The organism is Paenibacillus sp. GYB004 (genome assembly GCF_036577605.1).
Taxonomy (GTDB): Bacteria; Bacillota; Bacilli; order Paenibacillales; family NBRC-103111; genus Paenibacillus_AB; species Paenibacillus_AB oceani.
In genome coordinates, this window is record NZ_JARBDB010000033.1 from 84085 (window position 1) to 103380 (window position 19296).

General features: G+C 57.4%; 14 protein-coding genes and 1 riboswitch. Of the genes, 3 read left to right on the top strand and 11 right to left on the bottom strand.

Features of this window, described 5'->3' with window-relative positions; genetic code table 11:
- Positions 1-102 precede the first annotated feature (102 nt).
- The 3 genes from gcvPB to gcvT form a co-directional block, all read right to left on the bottom strand.
- A complete protein-coding gene (gcvPB, locus tag PV433_RS14415; protein WP_332072787.1) occupies positions 103-1629 on the bottom strand; it encodes an aminomethyl-transferring glycine dehydrogenase subunit GcvPB in 1527 nt (508 codons plus the stop codon).
- Positions 1626-2978 carry an aminomethyl-transferring glycine dehydrogenase subunit GcvPA gene (gene gcvPA, locus PV433_RS14420; protein WP_332072788.1) on the bottom strand — a complete coding sequence of 451 codons (1353 nt, stop codon included), beginning with the start codon at positions 2976-2978 and terminating at the stop codon, positions 1626-1628. Before gcvPA ends, gcvPB begins: the two co-directional genes overlap by 4 nt.
- 124 nt (positions 2979-3102) lie before the next feature.
- The gene (gcvT, locus tag PV433_RS14425; RefSeq protein ID WP_332072789.1) at positions 3103-4206 is read right to left on the bottom strand and encodes a glycine cleavage system aminomethyltransferase GcvT; all 1104 of its coding nucleotides are present in this window, start codon (positions 4204-4206) and stop codon (positions 3103-3105) included.
- A 364-nt stretch (positions 4207-4570) separates the two neighbouring features.
- Positions 4571-4715: riboswitch (glycine riboswitch) on the bottom strand.
- A 350-nt stretch (positions 4716-5065) separates the two neighbouring features.
- Between gcvT and PV433_RS14430 the strand changes: the two genes are divergently transcribed.
- From PV433_RS14430 to PV433_RS14440, 3 genes are all read left to right on the top strand, one after another.
- The gene (locus tag PV433_RS14430; RefSeq protein WP_332072790.1) at positions 5066-6859 is read left to right on the top strand and encodes a DEAD/DEAH box helicase; all 1794 of its coding nucleotides are present in this window, start codon (positions 5066-5068) and stop codon (positions 6857-6859) included.
- Positions 6856-7857, top strand: coding sequence for a YqhG family protein (locus tag PV433_RS14435; protein ID WP_332072791.1), 1002 nt, complete (start codon positions 6856-6858; stop codon positions 7855-7857). Before PV433_RS14430 ends, PV433_RS14435 begins: the two co-directional genes overlap by 4 nt.
- A gap of 187 nt (positions 7858-8044) precedes the next feature.
- The gene (locus tag PV433_RS14440) at positions 8045-9052 is read left to right on the top strand and encodes a hypothetical protein (RefSeq protein WP_332072792.1); all 1008 of its coding nucleotides are present in this window, start codon (positions 8045-8047) and stop codon (positions 9050-9052) included.
- Positions 9053-9368: 316 nt separating this feature from the next.
- Here PV433_RS14440 and PV433_RS14445 read toward each other — a convergent pair whose 3' ends face one another.
- The 8 genes from PV433_RS14445 to PV433_RS14480 form a co-directional block, all read right to left on the bottom strand.
- Positions 9369-9686: a YqzE family protein gene (locus PV433_RS14445; protein WP_332072793.1), complete on the bottom strand. Its 318-nt coding sequence runs from the start codon at positions 9684-9686 to the stop codon at positions 9369-9371.
- A 251-nt stretch (positions 9687-9937) separates the two neighbouring features.
- Positions 9938-11350, bottom strand: a complete 1413-nt coding sequence (locus tag PV433_RS14450; protein ID WP_332072794.1) for an ABC transporter substrate-binding protein — start codon at positions 11348-11350, stop codon at positions 9938-9940.
- Positions 11351-12202: 852 nt separating this feature from the next.
- Entirely contained in the window at positions 12203-13723 is a 1521-nt protein-coding gene (locus tag PV433_RS14455; RefSeq protein WP_332072795.1) for a xylulokinase, read from the bottom strand.
- A 2-nt stretch (positions 13724-13725) separates the two neighbouring features.
- Entirely contained in the window at positions 13726-14553 is an 828-nt protein-coding gene (locus PV433_RS14460; protein WP_332072796.1) for a tryptophan synthase subunit alpha, read from the bottom strand.
- The gene (locus PV433_RS14465; protein WP_332072797.1) at positions 14550-15545 is read right to left on the bottom strand and encodes an ABC transporter permease; all 996 of its coding nucleotides are present in this window, start codon (positions 15543-15545) and stop codon (positions 14550-14552) included. Before PV433_RS14465 ends, PV433_RS14460 begins: the two co-directional genes overlap by 4 nt.
- On the bottom strand, positions 15532-17082 hold the full coding sequence (locus tag PV433_RS14470) for a sugar ABC transporter ATP-binding protein (protein WP_332072798.1): 1551 nt from the start codon (positions 17080-17082) through the stop codon (positions 15532-15534). Before PV433_RS14470 ends, PV433_RS14465 begins: the two co-directional genes overlap by 14 nt.
- A 17-nt stretch (positions 17083-17099) precedes the next feature.
- Positions 17100-18050, bottom strand: a complete 951-nt coding sequence (locus PV433_RS14475) for a sugar ABC transporter substrate-binding protein (protein WP_190932514.1) — start codon at positions 18048-18050, stop codon at positions 17100-17102.
- A 58-nt stretch (positions 18051-18108) separates the two neighbouring features.
- Positions 18109-19083, bottom strand: a complete 975-nt coding sequence (locus PV433_RS14480) for a sugar-binding transcriptional regulator (RefSeq protein ID WP_332072799.1) — start codon at positions 19081-19083, stop codon at positions 18109-18111.
- Positions 19084-19296: the final 213 nt, after the last annotated feature.

Below are 19296 nucleotides of genomic sequence, written 5' to 3' on the forward strand. Positions count from 1 at the left end.
TAGAGGCGGAGACTCCCTGTATATGACTAGCTGTTCGATTTTATCGTACTCCATTTCGAAAGGAAATACAAAACGGAATTCCCTTCAAACGCTATCAAGCTCTTATCCGCACGTGCAGTTCAGGACCGGCTTGCGTGCCGCCTGCGTTTCGTCCAGACGTTTCACAACGGTCGTATATGGCGCATTCACGACAAGATCCGGCGTTTCCTCGGCTTCCTTGGCAATCTGAATCATCGTATCGATGAACCCGTCGAGCGTTTCTTTGCTTTCCGTTTCCGTCGGCTCGATCATGATGCACTCTTCGACGTTAAGCGGGAAGTAGATGGTCGGCGGATGATAGCCGAAGTCGAGCAGCCGCTTGGCGATATCGAGCGTACGGACACCGAGCTTTTTCTGGCGTTTGCCGGACATGACGAACTCGTGCTTGCATGCTCTGTCGAACGGCACGTCATAATAAGGCGCGAGCCGCTTCATCATATAGTTGGCGTTTAGCACCGCATTTTCGGACACTTGACGCAGCCCTTCGCCGCCCAGTGTGCGAATGTACGTATACGCGCGGACGAGGATGCCGAAGTTGCCGTAAAACGCTTTGACCCGGCCGATCGACAATGGATCTCCCGCTTCGAGGAAGTACGTGCCGTCCGCTCTGCGCGCTACGTTCGGCGCCGGCAGGAACGGGATCAGCTTCTGCTTCACGCCGACCGGACCTGCGCCGGGACCGCCGCCGCCGTGAGGCGTACTCATCGTTTTGTGCAAATTCAGGTGAACGACGTCAAAGCCCATGTCGCCCGGACGCGCGATCCCGAGAATCGCGTTGGAATTGGCGCCGTCGTAATACAACAGCCCGCCCGCTTCGTGAACGATGCGTGCGATCTCGACGATCTGCTCCTCGAACAAGCCGAGCGTGTTCGGATTCGTCAGCATAAGCGCCGCCGTATCCGTTCCTACCGCTGCGCGGAGCGCATCCAGATCGACCAGCCCCCGGTCGTCGGACTTGATCGTAACCGTCTCGAATCCGGCGACCGTAGCGCTGGCCGGGTTCGTGCCGTGCGAGGAGTCCGGTACGATGACCTTGGACCGTTTCTCTCCGCGGCTTTCGTGGTAAGCGCGGATCATCATCAGGCCGGTCCATTCGCCGTGCGCGCCGGCGGCCGGCTGCAGCGTCACTTTATCCATGCCGGTAATTTCCGCCAGATCGTTTTGCAGCGTATAGAGCAGCTCGAGAGCGCCCTGCACCGATTCCTCCGGCTGGTACGGATGGATTTTCGCGATTCCTGGGAACCGCGCTACGTCCTCGTTAATTTTCGGATTATATTTCATCGTACAGGAACCGAGCGGGTAGAAGCCGTTGTCGATGCCGAAGTTCCGGCGGGACAACGCGGTGTAGTGACGGATCACGTCGACCTCGTACACTTCCGGCAGCTCGGCCTGCTTCGTGCGAAGATGCTTTTGCGGGATCAACTGCTCCAGCGGCGTCTCCGGCACGTCGCAATCCGGCAGCGAATAGCCGACCCGACCCGGTTTGCTGAGTTCGAAAATAAGCGCCTTGTCGTGTTTGACCGGCTGGGCGTTTGCGCTTTGCTCTGCGCTCACCGGTGTTGTCGTTTCCGTTTGGCTAGTCGTTGTCATACCAGCTCCTCCAATCTGTCGGCAAACTGTCCGATTTCTTCTTTCGTACGCTGTTCCGTTACGGCGATCAGCATGTGGCCCTTCAGCTCGGGATAGTCGCGGCCGAGATCGTAGCCGCCGATCATGCCGTGCTCCAGCAGCTTCGAGTTAATCGCCGTCAGGTCGGCCTGCTCGCCCAGGTTTACGACAAATTCGTTAAAGAAGGGCGAGGCGAACGCCAATCCGATTCCTTGGCGGGAGCCGATTTCATTTGCAGCGTAATGCGCTTTTTGCACGTTCAATTGGGCCACGTCGACAATCCCCTGCTTGCCCATCGTCGACAAATAAACGGAAGCGCACAAAGCGAGAAGCGCCTGGTTGGAGCAAATGTTAGACGTCGCCTTCTCGCGGCGGATATGCTGCTCGCGAGCCTGCAGCGTCAGCACGAAGCCACGCTTGCCGTCGCGGTCGACCGTCTGGCCGACGATCCGGCCCGGCATCCGCCGCATCCACGCTTCCGCTACCGCAAAGTATCCGCAGGACGGGCCGCCGAACGAAGCCGGAATGCCGAACGGCTGCGTGTCGCCGACGACGATGTCCGCGCCGAGACGTCCCGGAGCCTCGAGCAAGCCGAGCGTCAACGGGTTGCTGCTGACGACGAGCAGGCCGCCCGCGCCATGAATGATCGGCTCGATCGCGGCGATATCTTCAATGCAGCCGAAGAAGTTCGGCGACTGCACGATAACGGCTGCCGTATCGCTGTCGATGGAAGAGGCGAGCTGTTCCATGTCCGTTAATCCGTCCTTGAAGCCCACTTCTACGACTTCGAGATTCAGGCCCCGTGCGGTCGTGTTCAAAATATTGCGGGCTTCCGGATGAACCGCGCGGGAGACCAAGATCTTGCGGCGCTTCGTCGCGCCGTGAGCCAAAGCTCCTGCTTCCGCCAGCGCCGTGGCGCCGTCATACATGGAAGCGTTCGCGACCTTCATGCCGGTCAGCTCGCATATATACGATTGAAATTCGAAGATCGCCTGCAATTCCCCTTGCGAAATTTCCGGCTGATACGGGGTGTACGCCGTATAAAACTCGGAACGGGAGATGACGTGATTGACGACTACCGGCAGATGATGGTCGTACATACCGGCTCCCAAAAAGCTTGCATAACGGTCGAAATCGGCGTTTTTGCCGGACAATTGGCGCATATGGCGAAGCATTGCCTGTTCGTTCAATTGCTCGGAAATATTAAGCGTTCCTTGGAAGCGCACGCTGGCCGGGATATCGGCAAACAACTCGTCGACGCTTGCGACGCCGACAGCCGCCAGCATGTCCGTGCGGTCCTGCTCGGTCATCGGTAAGTATCGATGTTTCATGGATGATAGCTCCTTTATAGCGAATTGGTCAGGGCCGGCTCTCGGAACCGGCAGCCTGATCCGTTTCGAAATGATATTTAATGAAGGAATCGCGTCCGCTCAGGCGGCGCGTTTCATTGTATCCTTATTGTTTCGGCCGTTTGTAGAACGGAGTCGGCACCACTTTCGCCTTCAGCTTTTTGCCGCGAATCTCGACGAATAGCTCGGTGTCAATCGCCGCATGCGCCGTCTCGATCAGCGCAAGTCCGACGTTGCGTTTGAAGGTCGGAGACTGGGTGCCGGTCGTCACTTCGCCGATCTGCCGGCCGTCTGCCGAGTATACCGGATAATGCGACCGCGGAATGCCCCGGTCGATCATCTCGATCCCGACCGATTTGCGCGGCAGGCCTTGTTCTTTCTGGGCGGCGAGCGCTTCTCTCCCGATAAAATCGCCTTTGTCCAGCTTCACGAAAAAGCCGAGTCCCGCCTCAAGCGGGCTAATGTCCGCGGACAGCTCCTGGCCGTATAGCGGCAGACGCGCTTCAAACCGCAGCGTGTCGCGGGCGCCGAGACCGATCGGCTCGAGCCCTTCCTCCTGCCCGGCTTCCAGCAGTTGCTCCCACAGACGGATCACGTCGCGGGCGCTGACATACAGCTCGAAACCGTCCTCGCCCGTATATCCCGTACGGGATACGAGTGCATGGATGCCGCCGACGTTCACGTCCGGCAGAAAACGGAAGCTTTTGAGCTCCGCCACGGGACTGTCCGTCAGCTTGGATAAAATCGAAGATGACCGTGGACCTTGCAGGGCAAGGAGCGACGTGTCGTCCGATACGTTTTCCAGCTTGACGTTCCCTTCCAGATGCTCGCTGAGCCAAGCAAAATCTTTGTCGATGTTCGAGGCGTTCACGACAAGCATAAACCGGTCTCCGGCCAGCTTGTAAATGATCAAGTCGTCAACGACGCCGCCATTCGGGTAGCACAGCAAGCTGTACAGCGCCTGATTCGTCTCCATCTTGGACACGTCGTTCGTCGTCATCTTCTGCAAAAACGCTTCGGCGTCCGAACCGGTTACCCAAAACTCGCCCATGTGCGACACATCGAACAAGCCGGCCCGCTGCCGCACCGCTTCATGCTCGGTTTGGATGCCGCCGAATTGCACCGGCAAGTCCCATCCGCCGAAATCGATCGTTTTGGCGCCGTGTTTCGTATAAATCGGGTATAACGGGGTTTGCTTTAAAGTCGTCATACGCTCACCTCAATCGACATTATCGTGTTTCCGCCCCGGACCGCCGTAGGCGTGTTTCCCGGGTGCTGCCCGCCGGCTTCGCCAGTCCGCTGGACCAGCCGCTCCTAGGCAAGGTTTTGGCTAGGTTTCCACTTCGCGGCGACTTTCAGTCGAAGCAACGCAAAAAGGACAAAGCAAAACGAAGCACGCTTACCGCTTTCAGGTAGCCTGCGTCCTTTTGCCCTGTCCTTGTACCTGAGAGTTCCCCATGCGGCCTACTGCTTCCATCCTGCTGCCGCAAAGTTACCCCTTGGGTGGTCCGCTTCCGTCGCCAAGCACTCTTTGCTATCCATGAGGCTTACAGAACGAACACTCTCCAGAGTTGCGTCCGGGTCAAGTCCTTTTGCCTGAGAGATTCACCGCATGCGCGGCTTACTCCTTCGGCGCCGCCGTCCCGCCGCCCGCCGGTTCCGGACGGGTGTCCGAACCTGACGGCGCATGCGCCCGGCAATCTCTCCTTGAACCTTCATCCGCCATATCCGATTGTTTCATACCTACATCATTCTACATGATTCGAGCCGATCGGGGAAGGGGATATTTTCCGAAATTCGGGCATATTCCGAATAAACGATACATGCACGCCTCCTAGGTTTCCAAACGCCACCTATTTTCGAACTTGCGGCCGTTCACGAACCCGGCATTTGCGGCTTGCCGCCGATCCGCATCCCTGCGCGCTTCGCTACCGGCCAATTCACCGTCTGCGTTATGTTTCCTCCCAAATTGGTTAATACTAGCCTATATTCCCTGGGAAGTCCCGCTCCCGATCGGGAACCGGAGATTGATATCCGGCACAGGCCGGCAGAGCAAGGAGGACACCCGAATGAATACGCCATCAACGGAGCATATCCGCAGTCTGAACGAACATTTGAATATTCATTTCGACCGTTCCTGGTATGACGATCTGGAAGCGAGGATGCGCAAAAACGGTCCGTGGGACGACTGGACGATGTTTCAGCTCGCCTACGAGGCCGAACAGTCCGGTCTGATTTCCAGCTTCGACGACCTCCAGTGTCTGGCCCATATCCCGCAGCTGAAGCCGCTGACTCACCAGATCGACACCGCCAAAAAAGTGCTGTACGAGATGAGAGGCCGCGCCATTCTCGCTGACGAGGTCGGGCTCGGCAAGACGATCGAAGCCGGACTGATCATTAAAGAATATTTGATCCGCGGGCTCGTGCGCAAGGTGCTCATTCTCGTCCCGGCTTCGCTCGTGCTGCAATGGGTGCGCGAGCTGAACCAGAAGTTCGGCATCTCGGCCGTCGCCCAGAAAAAAGAGTACATGTGGACACAGTACGACGTCGTCGTTGCCTCCATGGATACGGCAAAGCGCGATCCGCACCGGGACATCGTGCTGAATCAGGAATACGATATGCTGATCGTCGACGAAGCGCACAAGCTGAAAAACAAAAAAACGTCGAACTATAAATTCGTTATCGAACTGCGTAAAAAGTATTGTCTGCTGCTGACCGCAACCCCGGTGCAGAACGATCTCGGCGAGCTATACAACCTCATTACGCTGCTGAAGCCTGGCCAGCTCGGCGGACAAGGGCAATTCGCCGCCAACTTCGTCGTCGACAAGCGGATGCCGAAAAATGAGGACAAGCTCCAGGAGGAGCTGTCCAAGGTGATGATCCGCAACCGGAGGGGCGACGGCGACATCGAATTTACGAAGAGGATCGTCAAAAACATCCCGCTCCGGCTGTCCCCCGAGGAGCAGGCGCTGTACGACGGAGTTTGCGACTTCGTGCGCGGCCGCTATTCGGATGCGCAGGGCGATATCGGCAGCATGCTGTCGCTCGTCACCCTGCAGCGGGAAGTGTGCAGCAGCCGGGACGCCGTATTTCTCACCCTCGTCAACCTGTTCAAGAAAACGGCGGAAGATTCTCCGCTCCGCCCGAAAATATGGGAGCTGGTCGAGCTGATCAAGAGCATCCAGGCGAATACGAAAGCCGAAAAAACGTTGGAGCTCATTCAGGACATCGGCGACAAGGCGATTATTTTTACCGAATACCGCGCCTCCCAGGAATATTTGATGAATTACTTGAAGGAACGGAACATTACAGCCGTCCCTTACCGGGGCGGGATGAACCGGGGCAAAAAAGACTGGATGATGGATCTGTTCCGCAACCGCGCTCAAGTGATGGTGGCGACGGAAGCCGGCGGCGAAGGGATCAACCTGCAATTTTGCCACAACATCGTCAATTTCGATCTGCCATGGAACCCGATGCGGGTCGAACAGCGGATCGGCCGCGTTCACCGGCTGGGGCAGAAGGAAAACGTAAATATTTTCAATCTGTCGACAATCGGTACGATCGAAGAGCATATCCTCTCGTTGCTGCATGAGAAAATCAATATGTTCGAGCTGGTGATCGGCGGCCTGGACACCATTCTCGAACGATTCGAGAAGAAGACGTCGCTCGAGTCGAGTTTATTTAAAATGTGGGCGGAAGCGAAAACGGAAGACGAGATACGGCGCCAGCTCGACCAGATGGGCAGCTCGTTCCGTACCGTCCGGGACGAAGTGGAGCAAGAACGCGGGGAACGCGCGCCCATCCGCGCCATCCTGAACGCGGTCGGCCAGACGGTTACACCCGAAGCGGAGGCAAGCCATTGAACACCAAGCAGATTCAGAAATTTACGCTCCGGTATTTGGAGGCGACCGGCTGTCACATTATCGAGAAGCATCCGGCCTACGTCACGGTCAAGCTGTCTCCCGAAGCGGACAAAAAGCTGACCAACCGCCCCTATTACTGGGGGTTTGTCGAACGTACCGGAGCGCCGCCCGAGACGATGACGTTCACGTTCGTCTTCGATCCGGAGAAACTTCAGGCCGAGACCGAAGCGGCGAAAGCCCGGCAGGACGCCTCGGACGCCAAAGCAGGGGCTGCGCCGCAAACCGGCCCCGTCGTGCTCGGCCCTTCGGGGCAGCCGCTCGCCGGTCAAGCGGGCGCGGACTCGATTCTCGGCCGCTATTTCGGAGTCACCCCTTCCCCCGGAACGTTCGGGCCGGGCCGTATCCCGAGAGATGAAGTGACATACGGCAGCCGGAGATTGATGCAGCTGTTCGACGTGGTCAAAACGTGCGGCCAGACCGTTCAGCTGTTCGAGGACCCGGGGGCCGCCCTGCGGGGAGGAGCGGGCTCCTCCGGTTATGCTTCGTATCTGAACATCAATGTGAAGGTCGAGCTGGCTTGCGATATGAAGCGAGACGAGCTTCACTCCTTCGGCGTCGATCTGGCCACGGGAGAACTGACGGATCATTTCTATGAGAAGGTCGCCGGCCGCAAGCTGACTCCCCGTCTCCCTCCAAACGTATACATCGCCCGTCCCGTAATTACGGTCGCCCGGGCGAGAACGATCGTGGAGCTTCATCTGGAGAAGATGCTGAAACGGTACGATCACGGCTGGGCAGCTGATGCGAACGACAGGCTGAGCGATGAATTCGCCCGGGTCGACCGGTATTACGAGGACGCCCTGAAAGGCCTTGAGGAGGAGCCGCGAATGCAAGCGGAGGAGCAGTGGAAGCGCCGCCGGGAAGAAATTGACTGGCAGTATCGCCCCCGGATCGCCGTGTCGGTCGTCAGCGGCGGATTATTCCATCTCGCGCGGTAGGGAAATGGCACGAACTGACGAATCCCGCTAAAACTTCTCAAAAAAACAACCGTAAAAAATCGGCGGGGCTGACAGGAAGCAACAACATTTTTTAGTCATATTCGTTACAATGGGGACATAGAAATACGATACACCGCCCTCGCCTAAACCGTTTGTCCCCTAAATCCCAATACGGCAGGTGATGACGATGTACTACCGGTGGAAACTCGGAGCGGCGGCGCTTACTCTGGCTGCGGCCATGCTGCTCGGCGGCGCTTTCGAAAGCGCGGCGTTGCAGCAATTGGAAACGCATTCGCAGGCTCCCTCCCAAGTCCCGGCAGACGTACCGGTTCAGGCACAGTCCGAAACCGCTTCTCCGCCCGGGATCACAAGCGGGGATACGGACCTTGCGGCGCAGCTCGATCCTCAGATCGAACAATGGATTCGCACTTTGTCCGCTCAGGACGAATTCAAGAGCTGGCAATCTGCCCGCTGGACCCGGCATCCGCTCGGAGCCGGCATGCACGGCTGGCTCGTGCTGATCGAGAAAGACGGAACCGAAGTCGGTTATCTGATCGTCAGCGCTGCCGAGAGCGGCGAACTGAAGCTGACCGAATACGGGGCCGGCGAGAACCCCCTTTTCAGTATGCGAACGCTGTACCGCTCCATGGTGCAGCTTGAACTTATCGATTCTGCTATGGATATGACCGCCTGGCACCAATCTTCGTCTCTCCCGGAGCGAATCTACTACAGCCCGCTGCATGCAGTGTGGAAAGTCGCTAACGGGGACGGATGGATGTATATCGATGCGAAAACCGGCGAACAGCTGCCGCTAACCGAACAAAGCTTTACTTCGCTTACTCCGTACGGAGCCGAAACGGCCATCGGCCAAACAACCGGATTCTCATCCCGTTCCATCCGGCTCCCAACGTTCGATCCTTTTGATAACACCCACTGGCTGACGGAACCGCCTCTTCAACTGCAATCGGCACAGCCGCTGCTAGGCTCCCTGACGGACGGATATCCGCCCGTCACCTTCTCGGCTAACCTGTACGGCCGGACCGTGCTCGCTCCGTTCGCCGTTACCGGGTTCCAGGAATGGGCTTCCGGCTCCGCTTATATCCGGCTCGAGCAGGAAGGCGGCCGTTATGTCCCGTTCGACGCCCTGATCGCTAACGGCACGTTTCATCAGCGGCCGGGCGCGGATGCAACCTAACTTTCGGTATTTCTCCTCCTCTTCCCATATCAAACACCCCATTTACTATCCGTTACGGATCGGGGTGTTCTTTTTATGTTCTCGCGGAAACACGATTCGGGCTACTGCCGAAATAAAAACAGCGGCAGACCGGACTTAGGGAGAAGTCCAAATCTGCCGCCGTATAGGGTCGGATATTGCCGCCGTCTGCCGGGTTGTTCTTTGTGAAAGCTGCCGCCAGACTGGCGCGGCCGATGGTCGTTTGAGCGTTAAGCCGTTTAGCCGTTTAGCCGTTTAGCCGTTTAGCCGTTTAACCATCCGAAGCCTTCCAAGCCTGCTACGAATCGTGCGGGGTCGTCTTCTGCCGCTGCGCCTTGCGTTCGCGACGGCGTTTCCACCATATGGCTATCGAAAGAGGAATCATGCCGAACCAACGGACGTGCCACGGCATCCTCGTGCTTTTATGCAAAATTCGCTGTTCCTTCCGCACTTCAGGCGGCGTATCCATGTAAGCGACGACCCGCTCCGTCAAATACTTGATGTAATCTTCCGTTTTGCTGGCGATAGTCGCTTCGCACCTCCCGGACGCGGATGTTTTGCGGCTGATACAAGCCGGGGGGCTGAAAACCGCCACGCTGACCCATCGAATCCCCATTTCGCTTAAGCCTCTGCTGCAAGTCTCCGGAAGAGTCCGGACCCAAGAGCGGGTTAGGCAGGGCAAAGCTTTAGAGTCGCATGGTGGTGCGTGACAGGTTCCGGGGCCGTTGCGCGGATTACGCAGCTCCCTTCCCAGCTCCCGCTTGATCGGATTGCCGTATCGCCTGACGTCCGTTCTTTATTATTTCCATATTTTCACTGTTCTATGCACGCTCATTCTGAACCCTGAACTCTGAACCCTGGCCCCTTTTACTTAGGCAGATCCTTCGCCTGCTTCGCCTTCGTAAGCTCCGTCTGTCCTCTCTCCTGAATCGCCTGGATGGCATCGTCGACCGATTTCTTGCCTTCCATCACTTCCTTAAACTCCAACTCGGCGTGCGGATACAGCTGGCTCATGAACGTTTGCGGAAGTTTGGCCATCGATCTGTTATAAGCGGCCGAATTGCCCTTGATTTTATAAAAAGCTTCGACGTTGCGTCCTTCCGGGTCTTGAAAAAATTCGCTTCGAGTTGTGACGGACCCTGTCATCGACGACGATTTGGACATCACTCGGGCATACTCGGCATCGTTGATGTATTTCACGAATTCCCATGCGGCCCTCAGGTTGGGGGACTGCGAATTTATTGCAAAAATCTGGCCGATGTTAAAGGAAGACGGGCTTCCTTCCGGGTTGTTTGGATCTACCGGAATCGTTACAAGGTCCCATTGCGGCGCATCGTCCTTAAGTGCGGTCTTGGCCTGCTTCAAGCTTTCCATATAATAGGTCCCGCTGAGCATCATCGCGACCTTCCCGCCGATAAACGGCTCCTGCTTGTAATATTCCTCCATGGAACCGCCGCGGAATTGCTGGTTCGGATTCGGCCGGTAAATCGCGTTCGATTTGTAGCTGTCCAGCGCAAGCTGCGCCGCCTTCTTCCAGCCGTCGGTATTCATCGTCATCGTAAGCGTGTCCGGATCGGCGAAGCTGAGTCCCTTGGTCGAACCGATCATCATCGCGAAACGGAATACACTGTCCAGATTGCCCAGACTGAAGCCGTATACCCGGCTGGAATCGTCTCCCGTCGTCGGGAAACGTCTGGCAAGCTCAAGCAGCTCCTCCCAGCTCATCTCGTCTTTGGGAAGCGGTACGCCGTGACGCTCGAACAGCGTTTTGTTGTAAAACAGCGCCTGCGAGTTGAAGTTAGGGGCTAACCCGTACAGCTTGCCGCCGCTGTAAGTCTTGATCGTGTCCAGCACCCCCGGCATGATGCCGGCCAGGTCGAATTTGTCCTGCTTGATGACCGATTCGAGTTCATACAGCTTTCCCTTCTCCACCATACGCTCATACAGATCGGGAGTCAGCATCAGTACGTCCGGGTTATGTTCCTCGATAAATTTCTCGAACTCGGCGTTAACATCTGTGTCCGGTCCATACGTAATTGCCCCTTGGGTAGACGCTACCTGGATTTCGATATTCGGATGTTTCGCATAAAATAATAGTCCGTATTGTTGATTGAACATTCTTTCGTCCCAAGTGCTCATCACCTTGATGGTCGCCTTCTCGTCTTTGCCGAGAGCTTTCAGCTTCGGCTCGGCATCACCGCCGCCCCCCATGTTGCATCCGGCCATCAGGAGCGCCGCTGCGGACCATGAGGCGATTCCGCTAACCAGTCGTCTTTTCAATTCCTTTCCCTCCACCTTTCTTCCCTTTCGGATCAGATCTATGTTTCCGTTTTCGTAGATGAATAGGTTTAGAGTATCAAGATTGCACCTCGAAATCAATTATTTTCCAAATATAATGGTAAATTACTTGGGTGGAAGATTAATAGCTGGGAAGGGTGAGGACCGTCAAAGACTGCTCCGATTCATCCTGGCGGGTCAATTGTCAGCGCGAAACGGTCTGTTATTGCGGATTAAGAGCGGTTTGCAACTCTTATTTCCACTGAAACGGTTGAAAATACGACTAGCCGCGCAAAGTACGAGCTGTAAACGGCTCTTATTGTTGCGTCAAAGCGCACGCTTGTCCAAATAGCAGGTACATATCGCTCTTATACGTTGTGCGGGTGCTAGCTTGCTGTCGCCCTAACTGCACAAAAGCCCTGACAGCATCAGGAGATGCCTGCAGGGCTTTAACGGTCAACTAGCGGCTGTCGATTCAATGTGTAGAAGTGATAGCAGGCCGTTCCAAGTGAAAAGTTACCTTCTTCTGCTCAAACAGGTTGTCCGGAATCCCTTGATTGAATAAGGATTGTAAGGTAGGGGATTCCAGACAAAACTCGCCAGAAGGACATCTTTTCCCTTTCCACTTGGTTGTCCACATTGAACCGACAGTCTCTCAAACCGCTCTTATACGCGCTGCGGGCGCTAGCTTACTGCTGCCCTAACGGCCCAAAAGCCCTGACAGCATCGAGAGATGCCGGCAGGGCTTTAACGGTCAACTATAATTTTAGGTTGTGCCGTTCCCATGCTCGGATGCACACAACTGCATAGTCCCGGAGGCGGTGTGCAAAACGCCGATCCAGCAGACACCGGCGCTTAAAACAACTCGGCAAGCGCCGGATACAGCTTGACGTATTTGGCGTATTTGCGTTCGTATGCCGCCGCGTTCGCTTCGTCCGGGGTATACGTCACGTTCGGCCGCGTATGCAGCACACGTCTCGTGAAATCCGCATAGCTGTCCGCCCAGCCGAGCCGTACAAACCCGGCGGAGGTGCAGCCGAGCGCGGGCAAATATTGCGCGTCGCCCGGAACGGTTACTTCGGCGCCGCATACATCCGCGAAGATACGGCACCACGTATCGCTGCGGCTGCCGCCGCCGATTAAGGTAAGCCGCTCCGGCAGACGGCCGCCAGACAAAATCTCCATCACCTGCCGCATCGCCAAAGCGACTCCTTCGAGCACGGCGCAGCCCATCTCCGCCCGCGTCGTCGTCGTCCGCAGTCCGACGAAGCTGCCGCTGGCCGACGCATCCTGCACGGGACACCGCTCCCCGTTCAGATACGGCAGGAACAATACCTCGCCCGCCGCCCGGTCGAACGAAGCCGCCTCCCTCTCGAAGGCGGCGTACGCGTCCTGTCCCTCAGTACCGCCCCCGAATACGGACACCGCCCATTTGTGGGCGTTGCCCGCATTCATCAGCGGCGCTATCGCGATCAGCAGTCCGCGTTCGGCGTGCGCCAGATGAAACAGCCCGTCCGCATGATGGCCGGGCCGCTCCACCGAAGCGGCAACCCATCCGGTCGTCCCGAGGTAGACGTACATATCGCCGCGCTCCGCCACTCCGGCACCGAGCGTGGATGCGCCCGCATCCCCGATGCCGCACAGCACCGGCGTCCCGGCAGCGAACCCGGTCAGCGCAGCCGCTTCCGCATGCACTTCGCCGGCGATGTCGTCCGTCGCCAGCAGGTCAGGCAGCTTGACCGGGTCCAGCCCGAGCCGCTCCAGCCAGTCGCTTCGCCACGCCCGGCCTGACAGTTCCATCAAGCCCGCCGTCGCCGCCGAGGTCGGATCGGTGACGTTGCGGCCGGTGAGCCGGCGGATCACATAATCTTTGGAGCTGAACAAAATCCGGTCGGAAGCGGCCATAAGATCGGGCTCCCGCTCCTTCATCCAGAGCAGCTTCGCCAGCGGTATCGAACCGTCCATATGGTTGCCGGTTACTTCGCGGATCGTTTCTTCTCCGAGCTCGCAAGCGATCCGCTCCGCCTGCTCGGCCGCGCGCGCATCTGAATACAAGATAGCGGGCCGGACGGGTAATCCGTCCGCGCCCACCGGGATGACATCCTGCATCTGCCCGCTCATGGCGATGATTTTGACCTGTTCGGGGCGGACGCCCGCGGCCCACCAGCTTCGGGCGATCGAAGCGACCGCCTCCAGCCATTGCTCCGGATGCTGCTCGACCGTCCGCTGGTCGCGGGCAGCCGGATCGCCTTTGCCGAACAACGTCTCCACCGGAACTTCGGCTTCGTAATCGAGCCGGCCGTCCCGCCCGACCAGCGTTCCTTTGCAGCCGGTCGTTCCGATATCGAAGGAAGCGATATATTCGTTCAGGTGCATCGCTACATCCCAGCCTTTCGCTTCGTCTCCATCTTCATGTCGGCGATAAGACGATACAAATAATCGAGCTCGCCCTGCTCGCATCTGGCCACAAGAGCCGTTCCTACGACGGCACCGTCGAAGCCGCTCTCGACCGCTTCGCGGACTTTCTGGACGGAACGGAGACCGAAGCCCGCGACAATGAGCGCATCCGTATGACGGCGGACTTTGCCGTACAGCGTGTTCAGATTGCCGAGCTCCGCCAGCGGATTGCCGGTCGAGCCCCGGTACGTCTGCGCATAAACAACCGTCGCTCCGTCCGTCGCGTCCGCCAGCTGCTCCTCGCTCATGCCCGAATGGGCGAAACGAATCACATCGATGCCGCTCCCCAGCGACTCCAGCTCGGCGCTCACTTCACGCTGCTCGGCCAGACTGCAGTCAGGGAGCACCAGCGCGTCGATCAGACGCCGCTCGGCCAGCATCCGGTGAAGACCGGCTCCGACCAGCTCCGACCGGTAGCCCATCGCCCAGATCGGCGCGCTGACCCGCTCCCGCAGCTCCGTCCAATACGATTCCGGCAGCATCCCGCCGTCCGAATCCGGATTGCCGAGCGCCCGCCGGTGCCCGCGGCGGATAATCTCCCCGTCCAGCTTCGGCATCGAGCTCGGCACCCCGATCTCCAGGATATCGACGCCCGCGGCAACAATTCCTTCCGCGATCTCGAGGGAACGATCCAGATCCGGGTCTCCGGCGACCACATAGCCGATGAGCAACGCTTCGCCAGCGGACGAAGCTTTCCGCCACGCGTCGGTGTTATTCTGGTTGATAAACGCCGCTCCTGAACGATTCAACGTCCGCCACGCCCTAACCGCTGGACGATCACCGCAGCGATGACGATACATCCCGTGATGACGTCCTGCATGAACGTCGGCACCTCGAGTATCGTAAGACCGTTCGCCAAAATCCCTATGATCGCAGCTCCGATAAACGTTCCCCATATGTTCGGAACGCCTTCCTTAAAAGCCGTCATTCCTAAAAATGCCGCCGCATAAGCGGGCAAAAACAATCCGGCGCCCCCGGTAGGATGAGCCGAGCCGAGACGCGAAGCCATCAGCACGCCCGTTAGGGCGGCCAGCATCGCGCACAGCGCAAACGCGATGTTTTTGTTGCGGGCAACGCCTACCCCGGCAATCCGCGATGCCGCTTCGTTGCCGCCGATCGCATACAGCCTGCGGCCGAACGCGCTGTTATTCATCACATGCCAGAACAAAATACTGATCAGCAGCATGATAAGCGACAACAGTGGCAGTCCGAGCCACTCCGACTGGCCGACGGTGCCGAACGATTCCGGAATGTTCTCGAACACGGTTGCCCCTCCGGTAAGCCAGAACGTAAACCCGCCGAGTATCGTACCCATCGCAAGCGTAGTAACAAAGGATAGGACGCGGAAACGGGTAACGAGAAATCCGTTGATATAACCGATCGCGAAGGCGATCAGCATCGGAGCTATCAGGGCGACCCAGATCGGAACGCCGGCAACCGCCATTTTCGCGGCAACAACGCCGCCGAGGCTGGCCATCGCGCCTACCGAAAGGTCGAATTCACCAACCGACATTACGATGGTGGCGCCGATTCCGATAATAACAAGAAACGAAATTTGCCTGCTTATATTAACTGCATTGCCCCAAGTAGCAAACGAGTCCGGACTAAGCACACTGAAGACGATAATGATCAGCAGCCCCGCAATCGCGGTGCCGTACGTGCGCATCAGTTTGCCGAACGAAAAGGCGTTCCGCTTAGCGGCAGCCGCTGCAATGGGCCCGCTGGAATTAGACTGATCCATGCTTGGACTCACTTCCTTTCTCTTGGTTGTAGATCAGCTTAAGCACATCTTCGGGACGGACTCCGTCGTTCGGAAGCTCCGCGATCGTCTCGCCGCCGTGCATAAGGACGATCCGGTCGGCGATCTCCAGCACTTCCTGCAAATCCGACGAGACGAACAATACGCCGCGTCCGTTATCGGCCTGATCGCGCAGCAGACGATGAATCTCTTCGCGAGTCATTACGTCGACGGCCTGCGTCGGCTCGTCGCACAGAAACAGCTTTGGCTCGCTCATCAGCGCCTTGGCGAACACGACCTTCTGTTGATTGCCCCCGCTCAGCTCGCCCACCGGCTGCTCCGCTCCGGCCGCCTTGACGTTCATCGAAGTCATCCAGCGTGAGACGCTTGACCGCTCCGCTCCGGCACGGATTCGGACTCCGTCGGAAAACGAGCTCAGCACCGGCAGCGTCATGTTCTCGCGGATCGTCATGCCCATAATAAGCGCATGACCGCGACGGTCTTCCGGGATCAGGACGATCCCGCGGTTAAGCGATTTCTTAGGCGCCGGCTTCTGTACCCGCTCCCCGGCTACCGCCAGCTCGCCAGCCGCCAGCGGGCGCAAGCCGTAAACCGCTTCCAACAGTTCCGTACGGCCCGCTCCCGCCAGACCGAACAGCCCGACGACTTCCCCGCCGCGCACTTCCAGACTGGCCCGTTTCACTCTGCCGTCGGCCGTAGCTATGCCGGCCGCCCGCAAAATAACCGGCCCAGCCGTTGCAGCCGATGCCCGGCGAGGAGCCGCCTGTACGGAGCCGTCTCCGGCCGGCTTTGCCTTGCCATCCGTCATCAGCGCGATCAGCTTGTCCCGCGTAGCTTCCTGCTTCGTTAACGTTCCGGCGAGCTTGCCGTTACGCAGCACCGTAATCCGGTCGGACAACCGGAAGATTTCATCCATCCGGTGCGAGACGTACACGATTGCCGTTCCTTGCGACTGCAGTCTGCCGATGAGCGAAAACAGCAGCTCGGCCTCGCGGTCGGTCAGCGCCGCCGTCGGTTCGTCCAGAATCAACAAACGGCATTCGAGCATCATCGCCCGCAAAATTTCGAGCATCGTCCGCTCCGGAGGCGACATATCGCTGGCCGGCACGTCGAGGGGCACTTCGATGCCGAGCCGGGCGGCCGTCTGGCTCGCCCTCTCGCGCATTTCTCCCCACCGTACCCCGAGACCGAAAGGCCGCTTCGGATACGGAAGCCCCAAATATAAATTTTCAAGTCCCGTAAAAGCCGGAACGAGCTGACGGTCCTGATGGATGACATTGATGCCCAGCTCGCGTGCGGTTTTCGGGTCAGGCACGGTTACCTGCTTCCCTTGCCACCACAGCTCGCCGCCGTCCGGCTTGTATACGCCTGTTACGATTTTGATAAACGTCGATTTGCCGGCACCGTTCTCGCCTACGAGCGCGTGCACTTCGCCAGGCTCGATGGCCAGCGATACGCCCGACAGCGCGTAATGCGCGCCAAACCGTTTATCGATCCCTCTTGCTTCAAGCAAGGCCACGCGCATCTCCCCCTAACTTATTTGCCTTTCGTAATAAGCGAAGCGGGCGCATACATTTCTTTGTCCTTCACCGGCTGGCCGCTAAATACGTTGCCGATCTGCTCAACGACGATATCCGCCATACCCGAGAAGTTTTGCTTGATCGTCGCTACGATCGGAGAACCTTTCTGAATCATATCGATCGCCTGGCTCGTTCCGTCGATTCCGGTTACGATAATATTTTTGCGGCCCGCCGCTTCGATTGCCTGAGCGGCTCCGATTGCGGCTTCGTCCCAGCCCGTCCATACGGCTGTAATCGAGCCTTCGTCTTTATTGGCCAGCAGCAAGCTTTCCATTTGCTTGCGCGCGTTTTCGATCGGACCCGGAACTTGAACCTGCTGCTCGGTGATAACTTTAATGTTCGGGTTTTGCTTCAGCATTTCGTCCAGAAGCTGGGTTCTTGCCAGAACGCCCGGATGCGGACGGTGAGTCAGCACGACCAGGTTGCCTTTGTTGCCCATCTGTGCAAACAAATGCTCGGTAATTGCTTTAGCCATCGCTTTATTGTCGCTCGTTGCATTCATGGTCATGCCTTCAATGTAGCCGGAGTCGCTTCCGAATACTGGAATTTTAGCGTCAGCCGCTTTTTTGATTTGGGCTTTGAGTTGATTCGGATCGGTGCTGACGATAACAAACGCATCGACCTTGGAAGTAATCAAATCTTCCATCCGGCTCGCCAGTTGGCCCATATCGCCTTTCGTATCGACAACGTTCGCCTTCCAGTTTTTCTCCGTCATGCCTTTTTTCAGCTTCTCAACCATTTCATTCGTCGTTACCGAAGAGAGGTACGGTGTCAGGATCGCTACCGTCTTCTGTTTCCCTTCCGGCTTCGCACCGCTTTCGCCGCCGGTTTCGCTTCCTCCCTTGGAGCAAGCCCCGAGGATAAGCGTCAATATTATGGCTGCCATTACGAAACGGACTTTTTTCATATTCGTACAACTCCCCTTTTCGGATCTCGAATAAATGTTAGGACGGGTTCTCCGTCCGTCATAGTTTAACCGGATGCTCGTTATGCCACTTCAATACCAGCTTGGCCGTCTCCATATCGGTGATCAATACGTCGATCCAGCGGCCGCGCAGCGTCGCGCATATCGCCGGCACTTTCTCCTCGCCGCTTGCAATCGCGATTACATTAGGCACCTTGCGAAGTTCGCCTGCCGTCATCCCGATCATCCGCTGTTCGAGGTCGTAGGGCACCAGCTTGCCGTTTTCGTCCAGGAAGGAAGTGCAGTAACTCGCCACCGCTCCCAGACTGCGTACGTTTTCGATGTCGCTTTTGCTGAAGTATCCGGATTGGACGATCGTCGCCTGCTCCGAAACTTGTCCGATCCCGACCAGCGCAATATTCGTTTTGCCGGCCATCCGGAAAACGTCGGCAATCTCCGGTTCGCTGACGAACACGTCTCTCGCTTCCTTCGAAGCGACGACTGCCGGAGCGTTAAGCAGCCGATATTTCGACTTCAGTTTCTCTGCAAGCGAACGGGCGTTGGAGTTGGCATGCCACGGCGCCCCTTCGGAGCCCCAGCCTCCGACCAGCGGGACGAACTGCAGTCCTTTGCGCTGAACGAAACCGATTTCATTTCCAATAGCGGCAATGCTTCGTCCTGCCATTACACCAACGATATCATGATCCTTCAAGGCCGATTCAAGCAGCGCGCTGCCCGCACGGGCCAGTTGGGTCTCGATTGTTCTCGGATCGGCATCCGGGACGTTCAAAACGCTTACATCGTGAATGCCGAACGTCTCGGCGATCGCCCGTTCGTACTGCTGCTCCTCCGAGTAAGGGTTCTTGATCTTGATCTGCACGATGCCTGCGGCTCTCGCCATGCTTAACATCCGGCTTACTTGCGGTCTCGATATGCCTAACCGGTCTGCGATTTCCTGCTGGTTCAACCCGTCGTTGTAATACAGGTTGCTGACCTTGACGAGCAGCCGGGTTCTCTCCTCTCCAATATCGCTCACGCGCTCACCTCCATCCTGCCATAGTTTGATTCGAATGAACATATGTTCAGTGAAGTAATTATGTTCAATGCCAGTATAGTAGGCTTGTCGAAAAAAAGCAACAACTATTTTATTATCCTGCAGAAAAACGTCGAATTATGTGCGGAACACGATATCATGCGACTAATAGCCTATCATTTATTTCCCTGGAAATAAAAAAAGCTTGTTTTCGAG

Excerpts from the sequence above, each read along its gene's own strand:
- PV433_RS14445 (WP_332072793.1), bottom strand. The coding sequence starts at position 9,686 with ATGGGGATTCGATGGGTCAGCGTGGCGGTTTTCAGCCCCCCGGCTTGT.
- gcvPA (WP_332072788.1), bottom strand. The coding sequence starts at position 2,978 with ATGAAACATCGATACTTACCGATGACCGAGCAGGACCGCACGGACATG.
- PV433_RS14465 (WP_332072797.1), bottom strand. The coding sequence starts at position 15,545 with ATGGATCAGTCTAATTCCAGCGGGCCCATTGCAGCGGCTGCCGCTAAG.
- PV433_RS14455 (WP_332072795.1), bottom strand. The coding sequence starts at position 13,723 with ATGCACCTGAACGAATATATCGCTTCCTTCGATATCGGAACGACCGGC.
- gcvPB (WP_332072787.1), bottom strand. The coding sequence starts at position 1,629 with ATGACAACGACTAGCCAAACGGAAACGACAACACCGGTGAGCGCAGAG.
- PV433_RS14440 (WP_332072792.1), top strand. The coding sequence starts at position 8,045 with ATGTACTACCGGTGGAAACTCGGAGCGGCGGCGCTTACTCTGGCTGCG.
- PV433_RS14475 (WP_190932514.1), bottom strand. The coding sequence starts at position 18,050 with ATGAAAAAAGTCCGTTTCGTAATGGCAGCCATAATATTGACGCTTATC.
- PV433_RS14430 (WP_332072790.1), top strand. The coding sequence starts at position 5,066 with ATGAATACGCCATCAACGGAGCATATCCGCAGTCTGAACGAACATTTG.
- gcvT (WP_332072789.1), bottom strand. The coding sequence starts at position 4,206 with ATGACGACTTTAAAGCAAACCCCGTTATACCCGATTTATACGAAACAC.